Raw genomic sequence first — 22564 nt, 5'->3', positions numbered from 1 at the left:
CACCCTCGTGCCAATTGCGAGATTTGGCGCGGTTCTACGGGGTTAGCAATCCCGCATTCTCGCGGCATAGTTCCAGGAAGCGGTCGTTGGCCTCGACCTCGCCAATCGAAACCCGCACCCCTTCACCAGCGAAGCCGCGCACCGAGAGCGCGCGTTCCTCGGCCAACGCCACGAACTGCATCGTCTGCTCCCCCAGCGGCAGCCAGACGAAGTTCGCCTCGGTCACCGGGATCTTCCAGCCCAGCTCCTTGAGCCCGGCCACAACCCGTTCGCGTTCCTCCACCAGCGAGTCCACCCGGGCCATCACCTGGTCTAGGTGCTTCAGCGAGGCGATCGCCGCCTGCTGGGCCACGCTGGAAACCGCAAACGGGGTGGCGACCAGGCGGATGTAGTTGGTGATTTCGGGTTGCGAGATCGAGTAGCCGACGCGCAGGTTCGCCAGGGCATGGGCCTTGGAGAAGGTGCGCAGCACCACTACGTTGCGGTGCTGCTGGTAGGTCTTCACCCCGTCCACCGCCTGCGAGTCGCGCACGAACTCGGTGTAGGCCTCGTCCAGGACAATCAGCACATTCTTCGGAACCCGGGCAATGAAGTCATCGACTTCCCCCTGGGTCAGGATCGGACCAGTCGGGTTGTTCGGGGTGCACAGCAGAATCACCGAGGTGTTCTCGTTGATGGCCTCGGCCATGGCCTGCAGATCGTGGCGGCCGTCCTCCAGCAGCGGCACCGGGACCGGAAGTGCTCCGGCGGTCTGCACCACGATGGGGTAGGCCTCAAAGGAACGCCAGGCGAAGATCACCTCATCTTGGATTCCGTCCTCGTTGGCGCCGGCGAAGGTGGCCAGGATCTGGGTCAGGGCACCGAGCGACCCGGCGCCGGTGACGATGTCCTCGGCCGGCACGCCCAGCATCGGGGCCAGCTGGGAGCACAGCTCGGTGGAGGCGGTGTCCGGGTAGCGGTTGATGTAGGCCTCGGCGGCAATGGCTTGGCGAACCTCCTCCAAGGGCCCGAAGGGGTTCTCGTTTGAGGCCAACTTGTAGGGGGTCAGCCCCGGCACCTGCACCGGCGGCTTCCCTGCGGCATATTTCGGCAACCGGGCAACCACGGGACGGGGCTGCACCGGATCATGGGTTACGGGGTTCTCACTCATGAAGCCAGCTTATCGGTGCGCAGCCCCAGCGGGCATGGTGTTTTTCCAGCTCATACCCCGGTGAATGTGAAAAGCTAGTGCCATGAGCTTCCTGCTACGAGTCATCGTCAACGCCTTGGCCTTGGCCGCCGCCGTCTGGGTGGTTCCGGGCATCAACGTCATTCCCGCCGAGGACACCACGTTCTCGCGGGTCATCGCCTACCTGGTTGTCGCGCTGGTCTTCGGGCTGGTTAATGCGCTGATCCGCCCGGTGATCGCCTTCCTGTCGCTGCCGCTGACCTGCTTGACGCTGGGGATCTTCACGATCATCATCAACGCCGGCATGTTAATGCTCACCGCCTGGCTGACCCAGTTCCTACCGGTGGGGCTCAGCGTCAACGCCTTCTGGTGGGACGCGATTTGGGGCACGATCATCGTCTCCATCGTCTCGGCGATCCTGGGGCGTTTCGCCCTGATTGAACGGTAGCCAGCGGCCCTAACGCGGTGGGGCGATCTGCCCGAGCTTGCGGTAATTCTCGTCCCTACGAGTGGGCGTCTTGGGACGTTCCGGTGGGATGCGTCGCAAGGTGAACCCGCGCAGCTGCATCGGACCCGGTTCAAAGCGCAATCCGCGCAGCACCGGGGATAGATCCCGGGCCGGTTGCCGCTGTAGCTGCCGCAAATGGTTCCCGTAGTTTTGCAGTGTATGCCCGGGCCCGAAGGTGCCCTTGGGCAACGCCCCGGGGTTCTCCGGCCCACGAAAGGTCACCGTCAGCTGCCGGGGCCGGCGCCGGTTGGCGCGCCCGTCCAGCCCGGGGACCGGGTCGGAGGCGTCCTCCACGTGCAGCGCCATAATCTGCTGCGGCAACTGCACGTTGCCGATCGGTGCTCCGAGGGTGAGCACCGCTTGGACTTTGAACTTCTGACCAATCAGCGGGTTCTTGGCAAGGTTCACCGCGTGCACCCCGCCCTGGGAGTGGCCGCTGAAGATGATCCGGCTGCCCTCCCGTGCACCGCTTTGCCGCAGCGCCTGCAGGACCGGAGGAATATAGTTCCCGGAATCCTGGCCCAGCGAATCCAGGATTCCCCGGGCGTCAAAAGGGTTCTGCTCCCCAAGCTCGCCGTGGGTGCCCGGAAGGATCACCACGAAGGTTTCCTCACCATCCTGCAAGGTCTTGCCGACGAGGATCCGTGACTCCTGGCGCAGCACCTCGGCCTGCAGCCGGTAGTAGCCCTCCAGGCCCCCGTCCAATTCCAGGGGAGGCAATGCTTCGCTGTGCCGGATCCGGATGGACTGCACTGGCAGCTGCTGATTCCCATCCAAGACGCGGGTGAGGTCTTCCAGGAATTCATCCACTTGGCGCTGGTGCGGGTCGGGTTGATTGAACGGGTCAAGCGGGGCCCGCAGCAGCACTCCGAGCAGTTCCAGCATCCGCTCGGTGCTGTCCCGCGGCGGGCTGCCCCGGGTGCTCCACCACTCGCCGACGAATTCGGTGATGGTGCGCGGTGAACTCAGCAGCGCCAGCAGGGTGACAACCCGGTGCTCCGCGGCCCGGGCGTTGTCCATCGCCTGCCCCACCCTTGTCCCCAATTCCCCGGCATTGCCCTGGGCGTCGTTGGCGGCAGCCGTGCCCTGCTGCACCAGCTCGGCCAGCTGGGTCAGATGCACCAGCGGTGGGACCAGTCCGGCCTGGGCCGCAGTGAGCCTGGCCTCGGCGGCGCTGAGCAGGATCCTGCCCTGGGTGGAGCCCAGCAGCTGCTGCACCCGGTGCAGCGCCTCGGCGGCGCGGGCACAGCCGTGTGCGGCGGCCGCGTAATCCTTTTCGCTGTAATTGATCTCATAGCCCATGGCTACGCCGCCAGCTGCAGCCGCAGGATCCGGGTCTCCAGTTCATCAAGTTCGCGGCGGGCCGCAAGGAGCTCGTCCTGGGTTTGGGTGATGTGTCCGCAAAGCCGGTTGATCTCCGCCGCAAGCTCGCCGCTGCGCCGGATGAAAGCCTGCCCGGTCTCGGTGTGCCATGTCAGGGCATGGATTGCCGTTAATTCGCGGATCGCCAAATCAGCGGCTTCCCGGGCCTCGGCCAGGGCGGCCCCCACCGAATCCAATGTTGCGTTGAACATTGCCGTGCACCTCCAGTATGAAAGTTCTGCGGGCCTCACCTCCCGTTCTGACCCAGCATGGGTGCTGCCCGCCGTTGCGGGCGGTCCCATCCCGCGGGTTGTGGAGGGTCTGGGGCGGCGTAAAAGATGTGCTTGGCCACAAGTGATGAAAGAATATGGGCATGTCTGAGAATGCGCGCACTTCCCTTGCAAATGAACCGTTGGCACTTGGTGCTCTCGACGGCCGCTACCGTTCGGCGGTCGCCCCGCTGGTCGACTACCTCTCCGAAGCGGCCCTGAACCGCGACCGGGTCCATGTTGAGATTGAATGGCTGATCCACCTCACCGATCATTCGGTGTTGCCCGGGACCTCGCCGCTGAGCGATGAGCAGAAGACCGCGCTGCGCAAGATCGTCACCGACTTCAACGCCGACTCGGTCAAGGAACTGGCCGAGATCGAGGCCGTGACCGTGCATGATGTGAAGGCCGTAGAGTACTACATTGCCAACCGTCTGGAGGGCATCGGCATTGCTCAGCTCAAGCCCCTGGTGCACTTTGGCTGCACCAGCGAAGACATCAACAACCTCTCCTACGCGGTGGGCATCAAGGGCGGGATCGAAAACGTCTGGCTGCCCGCGGCCCGCGACCTGGTCGCCCAGCTGACCAAGATGGCCGAGGAGTCCCGCGAGGTGCCGATGCTTTCGCGCACCCACGGCCAGCCGGCCACCCCGACCACCCTGGGCAAGGAACTGGCCGTGTTGGCCTGGCGCCTGACCCGTCAGCTTCAGCGCATCGCCAAGACCGAGTTCCTGGGCAAGATCAACGGCGCCACCGGCACCTACGCCGCCCACTACGCCTCGGTGCCCGGCGCCGACTGGCAGCAGGTGTCCAAGTCCTTCGTCGAACACCTGGGCCTGACCTGGAACCCGCTGACCACCCAGATCGAGTCGCACGACTGGCAGGCGGAACTGTACGCGGACATCGCCCGCTTCAACCGGATCCTGCACAACCTGTGCACCGACATCTGGAGCTACATCTCCATCGGCTACTTCGTGCAGATCCCGGTGGCCGGGGCCACCGGTTCCTCCACCATGCCGCACAAGGTCAACCCGATCCGCTTCGAGAACGCCGAGGCGAACCTGGAGATCTCCAACGGTGTGCTCGACACCCTGGCGGCCACCCTGGTCACCAGCCGCTGGCAGCGCGACCTGACCGATTCCTCCTCGCAGCGCAACATCGGCACCGGGGTGGGGCACTCGCTGCTGGCCATCTCCAATGTCGCCAAGGGCCTGGATCGTCTGGATGTTGCCGAGACCGTGCTGGCCGAGGACCTGGACCACAACTGGGAGGTGCTGGCCGAGGCCATCCAGATGGTGATGCGTGCCGAGGCCATCGCCGGGGTCCAGGGCATGGACAACCCGTACGAGCGGCTGAAGGACCTGACCCGCGGACACCGCGTGGATGCCGCCCGCCTGAAGGAATTCGTCGGCGAGCTGGGGCTCTCGGCAGAGGCCGAACAGCGTCTGCAGGCGCTGACCCCGGGGACCTACAACGGGATCGCCGCCCAGCTGGTGGATCACCTGAAGTAAACCCGGCAGCAGCCGTTAAGACCCGTGGGCCGGGCGCCTGTTCTCAGGCGCCCGGCCCACGGGTTTCCTCCGGGTCTCGGAGTTCTCACGGGCCGGACCCGCGCCGCTTACCGTTCCTCGACCTCGGCCTGGAACCTGCGCGGCTCCGGCAACGGCAGCGCCCCGGTCTGGATTTGCTGGAGTTCCTCCTCGGTGACCACCGGTACCTCGTACCCGTCCTTGTCGACCAGCTTTCCGGAGGCGAAGTAGTCCCCGTCCAGCAGGCCGCACACTTCTTCCTCCCGCACCATGCGCGGTGGGGCGGCGGCAAACACGGAGGCGTCCTTGGCCGGGGTCCCGAATTTCATCTCGTTGAACAACAGGTTCAGCAGCACGGCCATCAGGGCGGCCGAGGAGATCCCCGAGTCGAAGATGGTGGCGAACCATTCCGGGAAGTTCTGGTAGATGCCGGGACTGACGATGGGCAGGCAGCCAAACGCGATGGATGCGGCGACCACCACCAGGTTCAGCCCGTCATACTTCACGCTGGACAGGGTGCGGATGCCCGAGGCGGCCACCGTGCCGAACAGGACGATGCCTGCGCCACCCAACACCGGTGCCGGCACCGCGGCCACCACCCGGCCCAGCACCGGCAGCAGGCCCAGGACCACCAGGATGCCGCCGCCGGCGGCCACCACGAACCGGCTGGTGACACCGGTGATGGCCACCAGGCCCACGTTCTGCGCGAACGCCGTCTGGGTGAAGGTGTTGAAGATCGGGGCCAGCACCGAGGAGGCCATGTCCGCGCGCAGCCCGTCGGCGATGCGCTTTGAGTTCACCTTGGTCTTGGCAATCTCACCCACCGCCAGGATGTCGGCAGTGGTTTCGGTCAGGGTCACCAGCACCACGATGGTCATCGAGATGATCCCGCCGATTTCAAACACCGGCCAGCCGAAGGCCAGCGGCTGCGGGAAGGCGAAGAACGCGCCCTCGCCGACCTTGGAGAAGTCCGCCATCCCGGTCAGTGCCGCGATGATGGTGCCGATGACGATGGCCAGCAGGATCGAGAGCCGGGAGATGCCCGGGGAACCGATCTTGGACAGCAGCAGGACGATGGCCAGGGTCAGCGCGGCCAGCCCAATGTTGGCCAGGCTGCCGTATTCCGGCGCACTCGCGTCCCCGCCCATGGCCCAGTTCGCCGCCACCGGGGTCAGCGACAGCCCGATCATCGTGATCACCACGCCGGTGACCACCGGCGGGAAGAACCGGATGATCCGGGCGAAGAACGGGGCGATGATGAACCCGATGAGCGAGGCGACCAGCACCGCGCCGAAGACCGCGGGCATGCCCCCACCGCCGTTGACGATGGCCACCAGGGTGGCGACCGAGGCGAAGGAGACCCCCTGCACCAGGGGCAGCTGGGCCCCGAAGAACGGGATGCCAATGGTCTGCAGGATGGTGGCCAGCCCGCCGATGAACAGGCAGCTGGCCACCAGCACACCGATTTCGGCGCTGCTCAGGCCGGCGGCCCCGCCAACGATCAGCGGCGGGGCGATGATCCCGCCGTACATGGTCAGCACATGCTGCAGACCATAGGCGAAGCTGCGGCCCAGCGGCAGCTTCTCATCTTCCGGGCGTCTGCCCTTGATGTCCTTGCCTTGTAGTGCACCCACTATGACCTCCTAGTGATGGTGGTGTGGTTGGTGATGACGGTGAATGGTGAAGACGGTAGAAGGGGTGTTGCCGGTGTTTTTGGCATCGCCAAAGAGCGCACGGCTCCTCAAGGCCGGGCGTTGAAGACGGGTTATTGGGTTTTCAGCAGGCCGCTGGTTGTTCGGCCCTTGGGTGGCTGTCCGTGTGGGACGTTGGTTCTGTGGCGTTGGTCGGTGCTGCCGCCCGGCTGAGCCGGGCCAGCAGGTCGGCGGCGACACTGACCGCGATGGTGGCCGGGGTTTTCCCGGCCACCTGCGGCAGCCCGATGGGGCAGTCGATTCTTTGGATGTCGTGCTCTTCATGGCCGCTGGCCGCAAGGTTTTTGCGGAATCGCTGCCATTTGGCATTGGAGCCGATCAGCCCCACCGAGCCGAGGTCCGTGCGGCGCAGGGCCGCATCGCACAGGTGGAAGTCCTCGGCGTGGTCGTGGGTCATGATCAAAACGTGGGTTCCGGCCGGCAAGCGGGTCAGGACCTCCTCCCCCAGCAGCGCCGGCTGGGCGTGGAGGCGGGCCACCGGGGGTTCCAGGGCCGCCAACTGCTCCAGCTGTTCGGGCCGGGAGTCGCTCAGGTACAGTTCCATGTCGTGGCGGGCCAGGATCCGGGCCAGTTCCATGCCCACGTTCCCGACCCCGAAGATCGCCACCGCGGTGGGCACCGCCTGGGGTTCAAGCAAGATGGTCACCTCTCCTCCGCAGCACTGCCGGCCGTAGGTGGCCGGGGCCTTGTCGTTTAGCCGCAGCGTGAACATCTGCGGTTCGCTGCTCCCCTCCGCCAGCAGCTGCCGGGCCCGGGTGATCATGCTCATCTCCAGGTTGCCGCCGCCGATGGTCTGGAAGATCGCCTCGGCGGTGACCACCATCTTGGCCCCGGCCTCGCGCGGGGCGTGACCGCGCACGGCTGCGACGGTCACCAGCACGGCCGGGGTGCGCTGCTCACGCAGCCGGGACAGATCCTGGATCCAGGTCATGGCGTCAGGCTCACCGCCGGGGATGCGGCGCGCTGGCGGACCGCGTCAATGGCCCAGTAGACGGCTTCCGGGGTGGCCGGGGAGGCCAGCTGCACCCCGGTTCCGGCAGCGGCGAAGGCCGCGACCGCCTGGCGCAGCGCCTCCCGCACGGAGAAGGCAAGCATGAACGGCGGTTCACCCACCGCCTTGGAGCCGTAGACCGCCCCGTCCTCGTGGGACTTGTCCAGCAGGGCCACATTAAAGGTCTCGGGCATTTCGGAGAAGCTGGGGATCTTGTAGGTGCTGGCCGCCTGGGTGGCCAGCCGGCCCCGGGTGGGCCGGTCGCTGGTGTCCCAGCGCAGGTCCTCCAGGGTGAGCCAACCCAGGCCCTGCACGAACCCGCCCTCAATCTGTCCCACGTCGATCATCGGGGAGAGCGAGTCCCCCACGTCGTGCACGATGTCCACGCGGCGCACCGTGTAGGAGCCGTCGAAGCGGCTGACCTCCACCTCGGTGGCGGCGGCCCCGCAGGCGAAGTACTTGAATGGCTCCCCGCGCATCGCGCCCAGGTCCCAGTGCAGCCCCTCCGTTCGGTAGAAGCCGGCGGCGGAGAGCTGGATGCGCTGGAAGTAGGCGGTGCGCACCAGTTCGGCCCATTCCAGGGTTTTCTTGGTGCTCAGGCCGGTGATGATCCCTCCCTGGAAGCGGACCTCATGGGCCGGCACGCCCAACTGCACGGCGGCAACCTGCGCCAGCCGGGCCTGGATTTGTTCACAGGCGTCCTTCACCGCCCCGCCGTTCAGGTCGCTGCCGGAGCTGGCTGCGGTAGCCGAGGTGTTGGGCACCTTGTCGGTGCGGGTCGCGGCGATGCGCACCGTGGACAGCGGCACCCCCAGGCTGGTCGCGGCGACCTGCAGGATCTTTTGGTGCAGGCCCTGGCCCATCTCGGTGCCGCCGTGGTTCACCAGCACGGTACCGTCCTTGTAGACCAGCACCAGGGCCCCGCCCTGGTTGAAGGCGGTGAGGTTGAAGGAGATCCCGAACTTGACCGGGGTCAGCGCCAGCGCACGCTTGGTGTGCTCAGTGCCGGCATTGAATTCGGCGATTTCCTTTTCCCGGCGGACGATATCTGCCTCGTCGAGTACCTGCTGCCACACGGCGTCGATGCGCTCGGCGTGGCGCACCGGCTGGTAGTAGGGGGTGTCCTGCCCCTGGGTGTAGAAGTTTCGCCGGCGCAGCTCACGCGCCGGGATCCCCAGCTGCGGTGCCACCCGGCCCAGGATGTCTTCCATGATGAGCATGCCCTGCGGCCCGCCGAAGCCGCGGAACGCGGTTTGGGAGGTCTTGTGGCATTTGGCCACCCGCCCGTGCACCCGGATGTTCGGGATCCAGTAGGCGTTGTCGATGTGGCACAGCGCGCGGGTGAGCACCGGTTCAGACATGTCCAGGCTCCACCCGCCATCGGAGGTCAGCGTGGCATCCAGCCCCAGGATCCGGCCGTCCTGGTCGAACCCGATCTTCCAGCTGGCGTAGAAGCCGTGGCGTTTGCCGGTCATGGTCATGTCCAGGGTGCGGTCCAGGCGCACCCGCACCGGCCGACCGGTGAGCAGCGCCCCCAGCCCGGCCAGGGCCGCATAGCCGTGGGACTGCATTTCCTTCCCGCCAAATGCCCCGCCCATGCGCAGCACCTGAACGGTGATCTGGTGGGCCGGCAGATCCAGCACGTGCGAGACGATGTCCTGGGTTTCGGTGGGGTGCTGGGTGGAGGACTGGATCATCAGCTGCCCGCCCTCATCCACGTAGGCCAGCGAGTTCTGGGTTTCCAGGTAGAAGTGTTCCTGCCCGGAGAACTCAAAGTCCCCCTCGAACACGTGTGCCGCCTCCGCCAGCGCGGCCCCGGGCTCACCCTTGTTGATCACCGGCTGGATGCCATGGAAACTTTCGGCGGCAATCGCCTCGGACAACGTGATCAGCGAGGGCAGCGGCTCGTAGTCCACCGCAACGGCGGCGGCCCCGGCCTTGGCGGCCTCCAGGTCTTCACCGAGAACCCAGGCCACCGCCTGACCGTAGAACATGACTTCTTCGGGTGGGATCATCGGCTCGTCATGCTTCGTGCCCTGGTCGTTCACCCCGGGGATGTCCGCGGCGGTGATGACCCTGACCACACCCGGGACCTTCAGGGCCGGGGTGGGGTCCAGGCTCAGGATTCGGGCGTGGGCGTGGGTGGACTGCACCGGGTAGGCGTGCAGCACGCCGACCATCCGCTGGTACAGGTCATCGGTGTACAGGGCGGTGCCGGTCACGTGCGCGAGAGCGGATTCGTGCGGGTGGCTTTCGCCGACAATGGCCCCGGTGGGGCGCTGCGATAGCTGGCTCATGAGTGGTGCTCTCCCTTCGAAGCTGGGGTGCGGCCAAGCTGCTGGGCAAAGAAGCGCTCCAGGGAGGAGCCGAGCATGGCCTTGCGGTAGTTTGAGCTGGCGCGGTGATCATCCATGGGGGTTCCCTCCTGCGCCATGACCTCGGCCGCGGCGTGCAGGGTCTCCAGCTGCCAGGCGCGGCCTTCGAGCATGGCCTCGGTGGCGGTGGCGCGCAGCGGGGTGGCGGCCACCCCGCCCAGCCCGATGCGGGCCTTGGTGATGACCCCGTCCTGGACGTCCACGGCATAGCCGATGGCGACGCTGGAGATGTCGTCGAAGCGGCGCTTGGCGATCTTCTGGAAGGAGGTCAGCGGCGCCAGCGGCGACGGGATGCTGATGGCGGTGATCAGTTCCTCGGGGGCCTTGACAGTTTGTCGGTACCCGGTGAAGTACTGGGACAGCGGCACCATCCGCTGCCCGGCGGTGGAGCTGAGCACCAGTTCGGCCTCCAGGGCCAGCAGCGCCGGCGGGGTGTCCCCGATGGGTGAGCCGGTGCCCAGGTTGCCGCCGATGGTGGCCCCGTTGCGGATCAGCCTGGAGGCGAACTGCCCGAACAGCTGGCCCAGCAGCGGGACGCGCCCGGCCAGCCCGCGTTCCAGTTCGCTCAGCGTGCAGGCCGCGCCGATCACGATTCGGTCCTGGCGCACCTGGATCTGGCGCAGTTCGGCCAGCCGGTCGATGGCCAGCAGCGAGCGGGCCCGGGCTCCCTTCAGGTTGACCTCCACACCCCAGTCGGTGCCACCGGCAATGGGCAGCACGTCGGGTTCCTCGGCCAGGATCTGCAGCGCCTGCTCCAGGCTGGCCGGCCGGCGATAGCGTCCGGGTTCACCGGTGGGGGTGTCGGCCCTATAAAGGTCGGTGACGGCCGGTGCCGGTGCGGCCTGCTGACGGCGCAGGGCCAGTTCGTCCCCGGCCTCCGGCTGCCCCAGCGCGTAGGCGGCGTCCCGGATCGGACGGTAGCCGGTGCAGCGGCACAGGTTGCCGGACAGGGCATGCAGGTCAAACCCGTTGGGCCCGCATTCGTGCTCGGCCAGCTGGCCGTCGTGTTCGGCGTTCCGGGACGGTTCGGCGCGTTCGGGGCGGTAGTATTCGGCGGCCATGCTGCATACGAATCCGGGCGTGCAGTAGCCGCACTGGGAGCCGCCGCGTTCGGCCAGCTGTTCCTGGACCGGGTGCAGGTCGCCCGGTCCACCCAGGCCTTCCGCGGTGAGCACTTCCTGTCCGTCCAGCGCCGCGGCCGGCAGCAGGCAGGAGTTCAGTGCGGTCCAGCGGGTGCCCTGCCCGTCGGGGCGGGCGACCAGGATGGCGCAGGCGCCGCATTCGCCTTCGGCGCAGCCTTCCTTGGCTCCGGTCAGCCCCTCGCCGCGCAGGAAGTTCAGCGCGTTGGTGTGCGGTGGGCCGGTGAATTCGCGGGCGGTTCCATTAACGGTGACCTGGCACCGGGTTTGTTCAGTGATCTCGGCGGTCATGCCGCTTGCCTCCTACTTCCCCAGAGAGGGAAGCACAGTGGGTGAAAGTGAGCTGGTGGTCATCTTCGCCGGGGCAACGCGTTCGGCGAAGGGGCAGGCAGCGGCCTGGGCACCAGTTGGGTGGCCGGAGTTCAATGACTCAACGGAAAACTGGCTGGCGGCGCGCTGGCGCCGTTAAGCTCCGTGGGCAATCTGTCCCTTCGCCCAGACAACGGATCCACCCATGACGGTCCTCCAAGAAATTTCGGATCGCGAGAAATCGATTTCAAACGATTGTTGTGAAGCATATCACAGCAGGCTTTGGTGCACCATGGTTCGCTGCTTCCGGAGGCGTTCGTGACGCCAGCGGCCTGCCGGCAGCGACGGCTTAGTATTCCGTGCGCACTTCCAGGCCATCCCAGATCTCGAACGGTTGCAGGTGCTCTTCGGCCTCGAACAGCTGGCGTTCCACCGGCATCAGGGAGCGATCCGAATCGGGGCCAAAGTAGTCATAGAACACCGCGTCATCGAAGCCGGAGCGTTCAGCGTCATGGCGGTCCGCGGCGAATACGACCCGGTCGACGCGGGCCCAGAGCGCGGAGGCCAGGCACATCGGGCAGGGCTCGCAGCTGGTGTAGAGGATGCAGCCAGCCAGGGTGAAGGTGCCCATTTGCTCGGCCGCGGTGCGGATGGCGACCACTTCGGCATGGGCGGTGGGGTCGTTGTTCGCGGTGACCCGGTTGACGCCTTCAAAGGTGCGCCCGTCGGGCGCCAGGATCAGCGCACCAAAGGGGCCGCCGCTGTTTTTGACATTGTTGCTGGCGATGTCAATGGCCATTGACAGGTACTTCTGGTCGGCAATGGTCGCACTCATCTGGGGCTCCTCGCGGCTCGTACGGCAGGCCGACATGCCGCCGGAAACGGACAGCAACTCAGCCCACCAACTCGGTAGGTTCAACAGCATGCCCGGTAGATAGCCCCTGATCCGAGGCCCGCCGTAGCCATGATCCGAGGGTAGCAGTCCACTGTGAGCCAAGCCATATTGTGTCGTTCCCTCGCTTCGTCGTACCGGTGCACACCCGGGCGCATGGCACCGGCACGGCCAGCGGATGAACGCCAGATGGACGCTGACTGCCAGAGTCCCGCCGGTGCTTGACCTGTCGTGCACCCAGTGGAAAACATGGCCTTGGGTGCCCGCTAAAGGCGGCACCGCGCGACCAGGCCGGTGAACCGGCCGGGGATGACCCGGCGGCGGGCTTCCCGCGGCGATCCGGCAACAAACCGATCCGAGACATGAAGTCCCGCATTCTTAATGTTGGGCCTTCCCAGGGAATTAGGGAGCGAATCATGAAAACCAGTGCCACGAAGAAGACCACGACAGTGCTCACGTTCGCGTTCGCCACTGCCTTGCTGGCCTCCGGATGCTCCGGCAACACCGGTGACAGCCCCGAACCAACGACGGCCACCAGCAGCCAGGAGGCGGCACCCAGCACCAGCGCGTCCCCCACCGAAGATGCCTCGCAGTCCTCCGCCTCCCCGACCGATTCGGCCACGCAGAGCCCGGAATCGCAGAGTCCGGGTTCGCAGAAGAGCGACCTGTCCCAAACCAGTTTCGACACGTCCTGGCAGGATGCGGTGGACAGCGCGAAGAAGAAGTTCTCCGGCGAGGTCTCGAAGATTGAGCTGGAGGCCAATGACGCCGGACGGTATGCCTACAAGGTCGAGATCATCAACGACACCCAGAAGTACGAGACCCACATTGATGCGAACTCCGGGGAAGTGATCAATGAGGAAACCGATGACCTGGATGATGATGAGCGCGGCACCGAGAAGGACAAGAAGCGCCTGGACCTGGACAAGGTCGTCTCCCTGGACGATGCGATGAAGACCGCACAGCAGGAACAGGCCGGGGCGGTGAACAAGTGGAAGCTGGAGGGCACGTCCGCCGGGCCGCGCTACGAATTCGACATCACCCCGGACGGCGCGAACGAGGACCGCGAGATCAAGGTCGATGCCATCAGCGGAAAGCTGGTTCCCGGCGACGACTAAGCCCCTAGGAGTCAGGTTCCCCGCCGCCGGCGATGGGCCGGACCAAGGGAACGTACCCACTGCCCACACAGCCATGCCCTGTTCCCCTTGGGGACAGGGCATGGCTGTGCCTTTGACCGCTGTTGCCGCTCGCCTGGCCACGGGCCCGACACAGAACCGGCCGGGCGCCCTTGGCAAAACGGCGCAAATGCGCTAGCTCTTCAAAGCCGCACTCTCTTCCAGCGTCGAAGCGCTTGTTTGCGGGGAAGCAGCAGTGTCCCTCCCCGCCCGCCCCGGCACCGCGCCGGCCCGCCTCGCGCTCCCCGCAGGACGGTGACCTTAGAACTCTCCTAAAGCGCTCCCCGCCGATTGGCGCAGGGGGCTAGCTTGTTGGCGGGATGAAACGGAAGCCGCGGAGCATCCCGAAAAATCCATCGGCCATCGGGGACCGAGACCAGTAATCGGTACGGTCCGGCCGCAACAGCAGGCGCCAGCAGCAGGAAGGGAAGGAAGCCAGTGACACAGCACCGGAGCGCAGAGGTGGGCACCGCCACCGTCCCCAAGGGCGCGCTGCGCACTGCGACCGAGGAGCAGGCGGTGCACGAATACCTGCCGCTGGCCGACGGCATTGCCCGGCAGATGGGCCAGCACGGCCCGGACCTGGAGGACCTGATCCAGGTGGCCCGACTGGCCCTGGTCAAGGCGGCCCGCCGCTTCGACCCGCGTCTGAACTCCAATTTCGTGGCCTTCGCCCGCCCCACCATCACCGGGGAGCTCAAGCGCTACCTGCGCGACCACTCCTGGGTGATCCAGCCGCCGCGCGAAGTCCAGGAGCTGCAGATAGAAATTCGGCGTGAACATCCGCTGCTGTGCCAGGTGCTGGGCCGTGAGCCGCGTCTGGATGAACTGGCGGCTCACCTGGGCCAGCCGATCCCCCGGGTGGCCGAGGCGGTGGTGTCCCAATCGGGCCGGCACCCGGATTCGCTGGATGTGGTGCACAACGGGCGCACCTTGGAAGAACAGCTGCCCGATGCCTGCAATGACGAGTTCGCGGCACTGGATGATTCACTGATGCTTTCCGGGGCCCTGCGTCAGCTGGACCCGGATGAGAAGCTGATGCTGCGCCTGCGCTATTTCGAGGACGAAAGCCAGCAGCTCATCGGTGAACGGATGCGGATGAGCCAGGTGCAGGTCTCCCGGGCGCTGGCCCGGATCCTGCAAAAGCTGCAGCGCCACATCCTTGCCCAATTTCCGCACACCGCCGGCGAGCGCGGCACCCCGGCACGCCAGCACCGGCCCCGGGTCGCCTAAGGGCGGCGCCGCACCACCGTGGCACCACGTGAGCACCGCCGGGAATTGCATCCGGCCCTCCCGGACCGGGGCGCAGCCCGGATCCGGGCCGCCGAGCACCTGGCCGACCGGCTGGATAAGCCCATGGGCTTGTTGGGGGTGTTCTTCCTCTTTGTGGTGCTCGGGCAGCTGGTGGTCACCGAACCGCACTGGGCCCAGGCGTTGGCTGTTACCGGCTGGATCTGCTGGGTCGTGTTCGTCCTGGAGTTCCTGTTGCGCGCCTATATCGCCCGCTTCCAGGCAACGTTCTGGCGGCACAACTGGTGGCAGGTGTTGTTCCTGCTGGTGCCGTTCCTGCGTTTTGTCAGGGCCCTGCAGGCGGTGCGCACCCTGCGGGTGGCCCGGCTGGGCGGGATCGTATCCGCCGGGGTGCGCGGCTCCAGGTCGGCCGGAAGGCTGCTGAGCAGCCGGATCGCCTGGCTGGCCGCGTTCACCGCGATTGTCATCCTGGCCGCCAGCCAGCTGCTCTACGCAATGGGCTCCCGTACCCAGTACTCCACGGCATTGTTTGAGACCGCCATGGCCACCATCACCGGTTCAGGCATCAGCGCCGATGACCCCTTCTCCCGGATCCTGCAAGTGGTGCTGGCCGTGTATTCGGTCGCGGTGTTCGCCACCCTGGCCGGGTCGCTGGGCGCGTTTTTCCTGCGCAGCGAGGAAGCGGCCGAGCGGAACAAGGGCCAGGAGCCGGAGCAGCGCTAGGTCCGGGCCCCGGACGGCGCTTAGCTGCCCGGCAGTATCTGCGCGCGCCCGGCGTCCTGCAGGATCCCCAGCCCCCGCAGCGCGTGGATGACATCTTCGCTCTGCACCGCCAGCAGGGCCGGGTCGGGGTCGGTGGCGAAGGTTTCCCCGCGGCGCAGGCTCTCATCGGTGAGCACCACGTGCGGGCCCGGGGGCGGGCCCCAGGAGGAGACCGGGGCCGGGCCAAAGAGCACCACGGAGGGCACCTGGTAGGCGGAGGCCAGGTGGGCGGCCCCGGTGTCGGCCGAGACCACGCAGGCAGCCTCGGCCACCAGGGCGGCAAACTCGTCCAGCCCCAGCGTGCCGGCCAGCACCGCCTGTTCCCCCAGCCCGCAGGCCTCCGCCACGGCCAACGCGCGCGGACGTTCGGAGGAGCTGCCGGTGAACACCACCTGGTGCCCGGCCTCGTGCAGGGTGCCGGCGACCGCAGCGAAGCGCTCCACCGGCCAGTGCCGGCTGCCGTAGGCGGCGCCCGGGTGGATGACCACGGCCCCGGGGGCCAGGCTGGGCGCGGCGGGGCGCAGCAGCAAATAGTCGGCCGGGTCGGATGGGATGCCATGCCACTGCACCAGCTGGCTCCAGCGCACCCGTTCGTGGGCGTCCGGGTCCCATTCCGGGCCCTGCTGGCCGTCGGCCCGGTGACCTATCACCCGGTTGGCCTCCAGGGCGGCGATGCGCGAACGGCTCTCCAGGCCGTTGCCGTGCAGGTTCACCGCCACATCCACGCTGCCCGGTGCCCGGTCGATGGGCACGTCCAGGCCGTGGGTGTCCAGCAGCTCGATGCCGCCCACCAGGTCCACGATGGGGCGCAGCCAGGACTGGGCGGCATAGGTGATCCGGTGTTCGGGGAAGGCGCGGCGCAGCGCCCGCAGGGCCGGGACCGCGACCAGCAGGTCGCCCAGCTTCAGTGCCCGCAACACCAGCACTTCATCCTTCTTCTCACCCACCGGATGCTCCTTCCACGACGCTTGAGTACAGCCCAATCCGTGCGGCATTTCCCGACGATCCGCCGCTGATCGGCACCGGTTTGTGCCATACGGTTTCAGGCAAATCCCAAGGGAAGCACACATTTCCTAAAAATTCACAGAAGCTGGGAGAACCCAAAGAAGTTCTTCTCGGCTGATTATCCCCCGGTGTGACGGGTACCTCAGGTCGTATGGGCAATGAAACAGTTTTTCCCCGGGCGGTGCTCTTCGACCGCGATGACACGCTGGTCGTGGACGTGCCGTACAACGGCGACCCCGATCTGGTGCGGCCGGTGCCCGGCGCCGGGCAGGTGCTGCAGGCGCTGCGCGCCGCCGGGGTGCGCTGCGGGGTCATCAGCAACCAGTCGGGCATCGCACGCGGGCTGATCAGCGCAGAGCAGGTGGCCGCGGTCAACGCCCGGGTCAGTGAACTGCTCGGCCCTTTTGACACGTTCCAGTTCTGTCCGCACGGCCCCGAGGACCGCTGCCGGTGCCGCAAGCCCGCCCCCGGGATGGTGCACCGGGCGTGCGAGGAACTGGGGCTGGAGCCCTGGGAGGTGGCCGTGGTCGGGGACATCGGCGCGGACGTGGCGGCGGCCAAGGCCGCCGGGGCACGCGGGGTGCTGGTGCCCACCGCAGTCACCCGGCCCGAGGAGGTACGCGACGCCGACCTGGTGGCCGGCAGCCTCGCCGAGGCCATGCGGCTGCTGGGCGGGATCCCGGCCCCGGCCGACCAGGACGCGGGAGGCCGGGCATGAGGCGGGTACTGGTGGCCCGGCTGGACTCGGCCGGGGACGTGCTGCTCAGCGGACCTGCGGTGCGCGCCGTCGCCGCCGCCGACACCCGGGTCAGCTACCTGTGCGGCCCGCAGGGCCAGGCCGCGGCCCGCTCCCTGCCGGGAGTGGATGAGGTCTTCACCTTCAACAGCCCCTGGATCACCGCCCCGGCACCGGCGGCCACCGACGAGCACCTGCAGCCGTTGCGTGACTTCCTGGCCGAACGGCAATTCGACGAGGCGCTCATCCTCACCTCCTTCCACCAGTCCCCGCTGCCACTGGCGCTGCTGCTGCGCCTGGCCGGGGTGCCGCGCATCACCGGGGCCTCGGTCGACTATCCCGGCTCGCTGCTGGATGTGCGGTTGCGCCCCGGCGAGGACTTTGCCGAGGACCAGCCCGAGGCTTTGCGCGCCCTGGGGATCGCCGAGGCCGCCGGCTACCGGCTGCCTGCCGGGGATGACGGGGCGCTGGCGGTGCGGGACATCCCCGATACCCGGCACCTGACCGGAACCAAACCCTATGTGGTCATCCACCCGGGTGCCGCCGTACCGGCGCGCACCTGGCCGGCCCTGCACCACGCGGCGCTGGTGGAGCTGCTGGACGCGGCCGGCTGGCTGCCGGTGGTCACCGGCGGCCCCTCCGAACGCCAGTTGACCGCCACCGTGGCCGGCACCGCCGGACTGGACTTGGGCGGGGCCACCGACTTCCACACCCTGGGCGGCGTGCTGGCCGGGGCCGAGGTGGTGGTCACCGGCAACACCGGGCCCGCGCACCTGGCCGCGGCCGTGGGCACCCCGGTGGCCAGCCTGTTCTCCCCGGTGGTCCCGGCGATCCGCTGGGCGCCGTACAAGGTGGCGGTGGAGCTGCTCGGGGACCAGCAGGCGCCCTGCGCGCTGAGCCGGGCCCGCGAATGCCCGGTCCCGGGCCACCCCTGCCTGACACAGGTCACCCCCGAAGAGGTGTTCGCCGCGGTGCAGCGGCTGGTTTCCGGCGTCGCGTCCTTCACCACGCGCCGCCAGCTGCGCCGCAGCAACGAGGTCGTTGAGAACGAAAGGAAGAGATCGTGAAAATCCTGATCTGGCATGTGCACGGCGGATGGATGGACTCCTTCGTGCACGGACCGCATGAATACCTGGTCCCGGTCAACGCGCAGCGTGACGCCTGGGGGCTGGGCACCGGGGGCCGGGACTGGCCGGCCTCGGTAAGGGAAGTCAGCCAGGAGCAGCTGGCCGAGGAACGCATTGACGTGGTGGTGCTGCAGCGGCCCGAGGAGCTGGCCGAGGTGCACCGGCTCACCGGCCGGGCGCCGGGCAGCGAGCTGCCGGCGGTCTTCCTGGAGCACAACACCCCCAAGAGCGGGAACGTGCCGAACTCGGTGCACCCGCTGGCCGAACGCAGCGACATCCCGATCGTGCACGTCACCCACTTCAACCGGCTGTTCTGGGACTGCGGGCGGGCCCGCACCCTGGTCATTGAGCACGGCATCGTGGACCCGGGCTACCAGTACACCGGCACGAACCAGACCCTGGGGGTGGCGATCAACGAACCGGTGCGCCGCTGGCGGGTCACCGGCACCGACCTGCTGCCCGGCTTCGCGCAGATCGCCCCGCTGGAGGTGTACGGGATCGGCACCAAGAAGCTGCCCGAGGCCCTGCAGCTGCCCGAGGGGCAGCTGATCATCCGCGGGGACGTGAACCCGGCCCAGCTGCACGGGATGCTCGGCCAGGCCCGCGCCTACCTGCACCCCTTCCGCTGGACCTCGCTGGGCCTGGCGCTGCTGGAGGCGATGCACCTGGGCATGCCGGTGCTGGCGCTGGGGGCCACCGAGGCGTTCCGGGCGGTACCGCCCGAGGCCGGGATGGTCAGCAGCGACGTGGCAGAACTGCAGCGCACCGCGCGGGTGCTGCTCAACGACCCGCAGGAGGCGGTGGCCCGCGGCCGGGCGGCGCGCGAATTCGCGCTGAAGCACTACGGCCTGCAGCGGTTCCTGACCCGCTGGGACACCGTGCTGGCCGAGGTGGGCGATGTGCGTTCCACGCAGCTTGCCGAAGAATTGACGGAAGGATCAACCCCATGAAAATCGCAATGATTTCCGAGCATGCCAGCCCCCTGGCCGCCATCGGCGGCGTGGACGCCGGAGGGCAGAACGTGCATGTTGCGGCGCTGTCCACGGCGCTGGCCGAACGCGGGCACCAGGTGAGCGTGTACACCCGCCGCGATGATCCGCAGCTGCCCGAACGGGTACAGGTGTGCCAGGGCTTCGAGGTGGTGCACGTGGATGCCGGGCCGCCCGAGCCGATCTCCAAGGACCTGATCCTGCCCTACATGGGGGAACTGGCCCGTGCGGTGGCCGCCGACTGGGGCACCACGCCCCCGGCGGTAGTGCACGGGCACTTCTGGATGTCCGGGCTGGCCGCGCTGCAGGCCGCCCGGCTGGCCGAGGCGCCGGTGGCGGTGGCCCAGACCTTCCACGCGCTGGGCACCGTCAAGCGCCGCCACCAGGGGGCGGCGGACACCAGCCCGGAGGAACGCTCCTGGATGGAGCCGGCCGTGGCCCAGGATGTGGACTGCATCGTGGCCACCTGCTCCGACGAGGTGTTCGAGCTGCGCGCCATGGGCGCCGAGGGCCAGCGCATCTCGATCGTGCCGTGCGGGGTGGACACCGACCTGTTCACCGCCCAGGGCCCGGCCGAGGCCCGCGGCCGGCGCTACCGGATCGCCAGCATTGGCCGGCTGGTGCCGCGCAAGGGCGTGGCCACCGTCATCGCCTCCCTGGCCGAACTGGCCAAGCTGGGCATCACCGACATTGAACTGGTGATCATCGGCGGGGCCGGCGGAGCCGGATCCCTGGAATCCGACCCGGAGGCCGCCCGGCTGCGGGACCTGGCCAACGAGCTGGGCGTGGGCGCTCAGGTGATCTTCCGCGGCCAGCTGCCGCGCGAGCAGATGCCGCAGCTGATCCGCAGCTGCAACGCCGTGGTCTGCGACCCCTGGTACGAGCCCTTCGGCATTGTGCCGCTGGAAGCGATGGCCTGCGGGGTGCCGGTGATCGCCAGCACCGTGGGCGGGCTGGTGGACACCGTGGTGGATTCGGTCACCGGGCTGCACATCCCGCCGCGGGATGAGGCCGCCCTGGCCCAGACGCTGCAGCGGCTGCTGAACGACGAGCAGTTCGCGGCCCGGATGGGCGCGGCCGGCCGGGAACGGGCGGTCACCCGCTACAGCTGGCAGCGCATCGCCGCCGACACCGAACGGGTGTACGGCCAGCTGGTCTCCCGCCCCTCGGCGGCACGCGATGAACGGATGATGGGAAGGGCACAGTAATGGAACAGGCAGTCAACGCGGCAATCAACCTGGACACGGTGCGCGCCCCGCAGGCGGCGCGGCTGGTCACCGGCCACCTGGACGCGCTGGCCCCGGCGGTCAGCTCACTGCGCGGCTCGGCTGGCACCCTGGCCCGCTGGGGCACCGTGCTGGCCCAGAAGCTGGCGGCCGGGCAGCGGCTGCTGGTCGCCGGCAACGGCGGTTCGGCCGCCGAGGCCCAGCACCTGACCGCCGAACTGGTGGGCCGCTTCGACGGGGAGCGCGGGGCCTACTCGGCGATCTCGCTGCACGCCGAGACCTCCGCGTTCTCGGCAATCTCCAACGACTACGGCTACGATCAGTCCTTCGCCCGTCAGGTGCGGGCCCACGGACGGGAAGGGGACGTGCTGCTGCTGCTGAGCACCAGCGGACGCAGCCCCAACCTGCTGCAGGCCGCCCAGGCCGCCCGCCAGGCGGGCCTGGCCACCTGGGCGCTGGTCGGCCAGGGCCCCACCCGGCTCTCCGACCTGTGCGATGAGAGCGTGGAAATCCAGGGCCCCTCGGCCAACGTGCAGGAATGCCACCTGGTGGCCATCCACGCGATCTGCCGGGTCTTCGACGCGGCCATCGCCGCGCATGAGCGTGAGGCCTCGAAGGGAGCGTGGCAGTGATGCGTATCGCCGTCGTCGGTGACCTGCTGCTGGACCGCGACCTGTCCGGGCAGGCCACCCGGCTCAGCCCCGACGCCCCGGTGCCGGTGGTCGATGTGCAGGATGACAGCTACCGGGCCGGCGGCGCCGGACTGGTGGCCAGGATGCTGGCCGGGGACGGGCACCAGGTGGTGCTGGTCTCCGTGCTCGGGGATGACGCCGCCGCGCACCGGCTGCGCGGGGCGCTGGCGGGCCTGGAACTGGCCTGCGGGCCCTCGGGGGCACCGACCCCGGTCAAGAGCCGGGTGCGCGCCAACGGCCAGGGCGTGGTGCGCTTTGACGAGGGCTGCGCCCTGCCGCCGGTGCCGCAGGCCACCAGCACCATGCTCGGGGCCATCGCCGGGGCGGACGCCGTGGTGGTGGCCGACTACGGGCGCCGGGTGGTGGAGAACCCGCGCATCCGCGCCGCCCTGCAGGCCAAAGCCGAAACCCACCCGGTGGTCTGGGACCCGCACCCGGCCGGGGCCCGGCCCGTGCCCGGCTGCAGTGCGATCACCCCGAACCACTCAGAGGCCCTGAAGTTCGCCGGCGCCCTGGGCACCGAACCGGCCCAGGAACCGGCCGCGGCGGCCGCTGCGCTGCACACCGAGTGGGGGTGCCCGGTCGTGGCCACCCTGGGTGAGCACGGCGCCCTGCTGCAGCACCAGGACGGGCAGCCGGTGCGGCTTCCCGCCCCGCAGGTCGGCGCCCACGACCCGTGCGGCGCCGGGGACCGGTTCGCCTCCGCGCTCGCGGTGGCCCTGGCCGAGGGCCAGGAGCTGCCCGAGGCGGTGGCCACCGCGGTGGATGCCGCCGCCGGGTTCCTCGGTTCGGGCGGGGTCGCGGCGCTGGGCGAGCTGCCGGCCGCCACGGCGCAGCCGATGGCCGTGGGCACGGTGGCCGGGGAACCGGACCCGTGGCGGGTCATTGAACAGGTGCGCGGTGCAGAGGGGACGGTGGTCGCCACCGGCGGCTGCTTTGACCTGCTGCACGCCGGGCACACCCGGACCCTGCAGCAGGCCCGGGCGATGGGTGACTGCCTGATCGTGCTGCTGAACTCGGATGAGTCGGTGCGTCGGCTCAAGGGCAGCACCCGACCGATCATTGCCGGAGACGACCGGGCCGAACTGCTGCTGGCCCTGGACTGCGTGGACGCGGTGGTGATCTTTGACGAGGACACCCCGCACGCGGTGCTGGAACAGATCCGGCCGGATATCTGGGTCAAGGGCGGGGACTACGACGCGCAGACGCTGCCGGAAACCCCGCTGATTGAATCCTGGGGCGGGCGCAGCGTGACCGTCCCCTACCGGGTGGCGCGCTCCACCACGTCGCTGGCAGCCGCGCTGGCCCGGGTCGGCTAGCCCCGACCCAGGATCAGCGGCACACGAA

The 22564-nt window shown here is 68.4% G+C and carries 20 protein-coding genes; 11 read left to right on the top strand and 9 right to left on the bottom strand.

Annotated features, from left to right (window positions below; translation table 11 throughout):
- Nucleotides 1–34: 34 nt before the first annotated feature.
- Nucleotides 35–1150, bottom strand: a complete 1116-nt coding sequence (locus FDN03_RS07750; RefSeq protein ID WP_138175689.1) for a histidinol-phosphate transaminase — start codon at nucleotides 1148–1150, stop codon at nucleotides 35–37.
- Nucleotides 1151–1232: 82 nt separating this feature from the next.
- Between FDN03_RS07750 and FDN03_RS07745 the strand changes: the two genes are divergently transcribed.
- Entirely contained in the window at nucleotides 1233–1616 is a 384-nt protein-coding gene (locus tag FDN03_RS07745; protein ID WP_138175687.1) for a phage holin family protein, read from the top strand.
- A gap of 9 nt (nucleotides 1617–1625) precedes the next feature.
- Here the strand turns inward: FDN03_RS07745 and FDN03_RS07740 are convergent, their stop codons facing one another.
- Nucleotides 1626–2978 (bottom strand): hypothetical protein, encoded by a 1353-nt coding sequence (locus FDN03_RS07740; RefSeq protein WP_138175685.1) that lies wholly within the window; start codon nucleotides 2976–2978, stop codon nucleotides 1626–1628.
- 2 nt (nucleotides 2979–2980) lie between these two features.
- Nucleotides 2981–3250 (bottom strand): hypothetical protein, encoded by a 270-nt coding sequence (locus FDN03_RS07735; protein ID WP_054821497.1) that lies wholly within the window; start codon nucleotides 3248–3250, stop codon nucleotides 2981–2983.
- 161 nt (nucleotides 3251–3411) lie between these two features.
- Here FDN03_RS07735 and purB point away from each other — a divergent pair, with 161 nt between their 5' ends.
- The gene (gene purB / locus FDN03_RS07730) at nucleotides 3412–4818 is read left to right on the top strand and encodes an adenylosuccinate lyase (protein ID WP_138175683.1); all 1407 of its coding nucleotides are present in this window, start codon (nucleotides 3412–3414) and stop codon (nucleotides 4816–4818) included.
- Between the two features lie 107 nt (nucleotides 4819–4925).
- Here purB and FDN03_RS07725 read toward each other — a convergent pair whose 3' ends face one another.
- The 5 genes from FDN03_RS07725 to FDN03_RS07705 all read right to left on the bottom strand — a co-directional run bounded on the left by FDN03_RS07725 (nucleotide 4926) and on the right by FDN03_RS07705 (nucleotide 12197).
- Nucleotides 4926–6470: a nucleobase:cation symporter-2 family protein gene (locus FDN03_RS07725; protein ID WP_171021176.1), complete on the bottom strand. Its 1545-nt coding sequence runs from the start codon at nucleotides 6468–6470 to the stop codon at nucleotides 4926–4928.
- Nucleotides 6471–6612: 142 nt separating this feature from the next.
- Nucleotides 6613–7479, bottom strand: coding sequence for a xanthine dehydrogenase accessory protein XdhC (xdhC, locus tag FDN03_RS07720; protein WP_138175679.1), 867 nt, complete (start codon nucleotides 7477–7479; stop codon nucleotides 6613–6615).
- Entirely contained in the window at nucleotides 7476–9836 is a 2361-nt protein-coding gene (gene xdhB / locus FDN03_RS07715) for a xanthine dehydrogenase molybdopterin binding subunit (RefSeq protein WP_138175677.1), read from the bottom strand. Before xdhB ends, xdhC begins: the two co-directional genes overlap by 4 nt.
- The gene (locus FDN03_RS07710) at nucleotides 9833–11344 is read right to left on the bottom strand and encodes an FAD binding domain-containing protein (protein WP_138175675.1); all 1512 of its coding nucleotides are present in this window, start codon (nucleotides 11342–11344) and stop codon (nucleotides 9833–9835) included. The genes xdhB and FDN03_RS07710 overlap by 4 nt, the downstream gene beginning before the upstream one ends.
- A 367-nt stretch (nucleotides 11345–11711) precedes the next feature.
- Nucleotides 11712–12197 carry a nucleoside deaminase gene (locus FDN03_RS07705; RefSeq protein WP_138175673.1) on the bottom strand — a complete coding sequence of 162 codons (486 nt, stop codon included), beginning with the start codon at nucleotides 12195–12197 and terminating at the stop codon, nucleotides 11712–11714.
- Nucleotides 12198–12670: 473 nt separating this feature from the next.
- On the opposite strand from FDN03_RS07705, the gene FDN03_RS07700 reads away from it, so the two are divergent.
- From FDN03_RS07700 to FDN03_RS07690, 3 genes are all read left to right on the top strand, one after another.
- A complete protein-coding gene (locus tag FDN03_RS07700; protein ID WP_171021175.1) occupies nucleotides 12671–13372 on the top strand; it encodes a PepSY domain-containing protein in 702 nt (233 codons plus the stop codon).
- Between the two features lie 495 nt (nucleotides 13373–13867).
- Nucleotides 13868–14662: a sigma-70 family RNA polymerase sigma factor gene (locus FDN03_RS07695; protein WP_138175669.1), complete on the top strand. Its 795-nt coding sequence runs from the start codon at nucleotides 13868–13870 to the stop codon at nucleotides 14660–14662.
- Between the two features lie 18 nt (nucleotides 14663–14680).
- Complete coding sequence (locus tag FDN03_RS07690; RefSeq protein ID WP_249354422.1) at nucleotides 14681–15403, top strand: hypothetical protein; 723 nt, start codon at nucleotides 14681–14683, stop codon at nucleotides 15401–15403.
- A gap of 20 nt (nucleotides 15404–15423) precedes the next feature.
- Here FDN03_RS07690 and FDN03_RS07685 read toward each other — a convergent pair whose 3' ends face one another.
- Nucleotides 15424–16389 carry a glycosyltransferase family 9 protein gene (locus FDN03_RS07685; RefSeq protein WP_249354420.1) on the bottom strand — a complete coding sequence of 322 codons (966 nt, stop codon included), beginning with the start codon at nucleotides 16387–16389 and terminating at the stop codon, nucleotides 15424–15426.
- 209 nt (nucleotides 16390–16598) lie between these two features.
- Between FDN03_RS07685 and FDN03_RS07680 the strand changes: the two genes are divergently transcribed.
- From FDN03_RS07680 to FDN03_RS07655, 6 genes are read left to right on the top strand one after another with little or no spacing between them, the layout of a single operon-like run.
- Nucleotides 16599–17165, top strand: coding sequence for an HAD family hydrolase (locus tag FDN03_RS07680; RefSeq protein WP_138175665.1), 567 nt, complete (start codon nucleotides 16599–16601; stop codon nucleotides 17163–17165).
- Nucleotides 17162–18250, top strand: coding sequence for a glycosyltransferase family 9 protein (locus tag FDN03_RS07675; RefSeq protein ID WP_138175663.1), 1089 nt, complete (start codon nucleotides 17162–17164; stop codon nucleotides 18248–18250). Before FDN03_RS07680 ends, FDN03_RS07675 begins: the two co-directional genes overlap by 4 nt.
- Complete coding sequence (locus tag FDN03_RS07670; protein WP_138175661.1) at nucleotides 18247–19260, top strand: glycosyltransferase; 1014 nt, start codon at nucleotides 18247–18249, stop codon at nucleotides 19258–19260. Before FDN03_RS07675 ends, FDN03_RS07670 begins: the two co-directional genes overlap by 4 nt.
- Entirely contained in the window at nucleotides 19257–20507 is a 1251-nt protein-coding gene (locus FDN03_RS07665) for a glycosyltransferase (RefSeq protein WP_138175659.1), read from the top strand. Before FDN03_RS07670 ends, FDN03_RS07665 begins: the two co-directional genes overlap by 4 nt.
- Nucleotides 20507–21157 (top strand): SIS domain-containing protein, encoded by a 651-nt coding sequence (locus tag FDN03_RS07660; protein ID WP_138175657.1) that lies wholly within the window; start codon nucleotides 20507–20509, stop codon nucleotides 21155–21157. The genes FDN03_RS07665 and FDN03_RS07660 overlap by 1 nt, the downstream gene beginning before the upstream one ends.
- Nucleotides 21157–22536 carry a PfkB family carbohydrate kinase gene (locus tag FDN03_RS07655; RefSeq protein ID WP_138176133.1) on the top strand — a complete coding sequence of 460 codons (1380 nt, stop codon included), beginning with the start codon at nucleotides 21157–21159 and terminating at the stop codon, nucleotides 22534–22536. Before FDN03_RS07660 ends, FDN03_RS07655 begins: the two co-directional genes overlap by 1 nt.
- Nucleotides 22537–22564 lie beyond the last annotated feature (28 nt).

Origin of the sequence: Glutamicibacter sp. V16R2B1 (assembly GCF_005774635.1) — a bacterium.
Lineage (GTDB): Bacteria > Actinomycetota > Actinomycetes > Actinomycetales > Micrococcaceae > Glutamicibacter > Glutamicibacter creatinolyticus.
This window is presented reverse-complemented; position numbering and strand designations above follow the sequence as displayed.